At 41.4% G+C, this 3119-nt stretch carries 3 protein-coding genes; 1 reads left to right on the forward strand and 2 read right to left on the reverse strand.

The window, feature by feature from the left end; genetic code table 11:
• On the forward strand, positions 1-591 hold a 591-nt coding region (locus tag VIP81_RS17985; protein WP_331963998.1), incomplete at its 5' end, for a glycosyltransferase.
• 62 nt (positions 592-653) lie between these two features.
• Here the strand turns inward: VIP81_RS17985 and VIP81_RS17990 are convergent.
• The gene (locus VIP81_RS17990) at positions 654-2567 is read right to left on the reverse strand and encodes an ABC-F family ATP-binding cassette domain-containing protein (RefSeq protein WP_331964001.1); all 1914 of its coding nucleotides are present in this window, start codon (positions 2565-2567) and stop codon (positions 654-656) included.
• Positions 2568-2858: 291 nt separating this feature from the next.
• The coding region (locus VIP81_RS17995) for a hypothetical protein (RefSeq protein WP_331964004.1) at positions 2859-3119 on the reverse strand (261 nt) is incomplete at its 5' end.

Genomic DNA, 3119 nt, shown 5'->3' on the forward strand with positions numbered 1-3119 from the left:
TTTGATGCGCTTAAGAAAAAGTATGACTTACCAGAGAAATACTTTATCATCTCTAATCAATTCTGGAAACATAAGGATCATCTCACTGCTTTCCGTGCATTACAAATTATAAACTCCACATTAACGCAACAAATCGCGATAGTGTGTACTGGTGAAACGGGCGAATTTAGTCACCCGGAATTCTTCTCCTCACTAAAAAAAGAAATTCAGGATTTAGGTATTGAAGACAAAGTCTATTTTCTCGGCTACATCTCAAAAGAGGATCAGATTCAAATTATGCTACATTCGGTAGCCCTGGTACAACCCACTTTATTTGAAGGTGGACCCGGGGGAGGCGCTACCTATGATGCTATTGCGTTTTCCAAATCAGCCATCATTTCCGATATAGATATCAATAAAGAAATAAATAATTCACTTGTCACCTTTTTCCAGGCAGGTAACGAGGTAGATCTGGCTACCAAAATGGGTAATGCCATTCAGCAGGAAAAAACAAGTGTCGTTGAAATAGATAGGGAGAAATTAGAGCAGGAAACACAGGAGAGAATTAAGCTGCTTGGGGCATCTCTTTCGAATTTGATTGATTCGATATAAGCCTGTAAACAAAGAAGCAGACCATTGTGGCCTGCTTCTTTGTTGATAGTAAAATGATATCCTTATGCGTTCATTTCGCTCAATTCCAGCCAACGCATGCCTTTGTCATCCAGTAATTGAATGATCTCTCCTATTCTATGAGTCATCGGCTCCATTTTATCAAAAGCCAATTCGCCACTAGCCAGCGTCGCTTCAATCGTTTTCTTTTCTGTTTCCAGCTTTTCTATTTCCTTCTCCAGTAATTCCAGCTCTCTCTTTTCTTTGAAAGACATTTTACGGCCTTTATTCTCTGCTACTGGCGCCGCTACTACCACTACCGGTTCTGGCGCCACTTCCTTTTTAGGTGCGATGGTCTTCTTCTTATCTTCTTCTTTTTGCCATTCGCGGTACTGGGTATAATTACCAGGGTAATCACGGATCTCCCCATCTCCTTCAAAAACAAACAGGTGTTCTACCAGTTTATCCATGAAATAACGGTCGTGACTTACTATGATCACACAACCCTGGAACTCCTGTAAAAAGCTTTCCAGAATGCTGAGGGTAGGCAGATCCAGGTCATTGGTAGGTTCATCCAATACCAGGAAGTTGGGGTTACGGAATAAGATAGAGAGCAGGTGCAATCGTCTTTTTTCTCCTCCACTCAACTTGGAAATATAGGTGTATTGTTTTTCTGCAGGAAAGAGGAATAGCTCCAGAAACTGGGCGGCACTCACTTTAGTACCATCTGCCAAAGGAAAATTTTCAGCGATATTTTTTACATATTCTATCAGGCGCATATCTTCCTTCACCTCCAAACCTGTTTGGGAATAGTTACCAAACACGATGGTTTCACCGATGTTGATCTTACCGGAGTCTGGCTGTTCGGTACCCAGTAACATGTTCAGGAAGGTGGATTTGCCTACCCCATTTTTACCAACAATACCTACACGCTCCCCTTTTTTGAAAGTATAATCCATGCCTTTCAGGATTTTAAGATCCCCAAAAGATTTATATACTTTTTTTAGTTCCAGGATCTTTCCACCCAGGCGGGTCATTTTTACGTTCAGTTCCAGTTGTTGATCAGCTACCTTGGTGCTGGCTTTTTCCTTTACTTCGTAAAAAGCATCCTGACGGGATTTGGATTTGGTGGTACGGGCTTTAGGTTGCTTGCGCATCCATTCCAGTTCCTTCCGGTACAGGTTGCGGGCTTTGTCTACGCTGGATTTATCCATTTCCTCCCTCGCGGCTTTCTTTTCCAGGTAATTTTCATAATCTCCTTTGTAGATAAAAAGCTGTTCCTGATCCAATTCCATTACTTCATTACATACGCTATCCAGGAAATACCGATCGTGCGTTACGAGCAGCAGGGTTACTTTTTCCTGATCAAGATAATTTTCCAGCCACTCGATCATGGAAACATCCAGGTGGTTGGTAGGCTCATCCATGATCAGCAGCACATGCTTGTGTTCAAAGCCTATTTCGATCAGTACTTTCGCCAGGGCTACTCTTTTTTGTTGTCCGCCGGAAAGCGAGCCAACAGGCTGATCGAGATTGTGTATATTAAGTTTTCCTAATATCTGTTTTACTTTGGTATCAAAATGCCAGGCATTCAGTTCATCCATCCTGCTGATGGCATCTGTTAATTTATCAAGGTCCGCCATGTCCAGTTCATGGCCTTCCTCCGTGAGCAGTTCATATTCTTTAATGGCGTTCAGAACAGGGTTGTCATGATTAAAGATATTCTCAATCACTGTTTTTGACAGGTCGAAGTCTGATGTTTGTTCCAACATTACAACGGTTACATCCTTATGTATCCACACCTTACCGCTGTCGGGCACATCCTTTCCTAATAAAATCCGCAGCAGGGTGGATTTTCCCGTACCGTTCAGCGCCACCAGCGCTATTTTATCTCCTTCTTCTATATGAAAAGAAATGTCTTTAAATAATGGTTTGGTCCCAAAAGATTTGGTAAGCCCTTCTACTGTAACGTAATGCATACCGCGAAGTTATAAATTATCGGCAACACTGTAAGGAAAGGGGGATTATGTATTTGATATTATGTTTTTTTTCGTATATTCATTATAGGATCAATGGGTTTCCTGTACCTGATAGCTTTTTTACTAAAATGCAGCATTTCGGCCCTTTGTCCATTATCCTCCCCCTCTTTGCGTTAAATAATAAAAAAAGCCCTTGCGCTGAAAAGCGGAAGGGCTTGTATGTATTTAAACGAAAAGTTGAAACAACGAATTTTATAGTAGGTGGCTTGGGATTTTCTCCTGAAATTAAGGTCACATTTTGTACGCTTTAATGACCACCTGCCAATACAAAGGTCTTAGAAATGGAATATACCATAGTCCTTTATCCAAGCCGCCCAAAATTCTAACTGCGCCAATAAAAAGAGGCTTGATCTTCACCAGGGAAAAAAATAAAGAAGCTGGCTTTAGAAATTCAAACTCTTTCTTTTCCATGTTTCCAAACATCTTCTTGATCAGCCGCAGATCTTTGGGTACGATGGGATGTTCAGTTGGCGTACGTGAATCTTCCTTGTT

Source organism: Chitinophaga sp., from assembly GCF_036566945.1.
In the GTDB taxonomy this organism is placed as follows: Bacteria; Bacteroidota; Bacteroidia; order Chitinophagales; family Chitinophagaceae; genus Chitinophaga.

Bases quoted from the DNA above. Each gene is read 5' to 3' on its own strand.
- VIP81_RS17990 (WP_331964001.1), bottom strand. From the start codon at position 2,567: ATGCATTACGTTACAGTAGAAGGGCTTACCAAATCTTTTGGGACCAAA.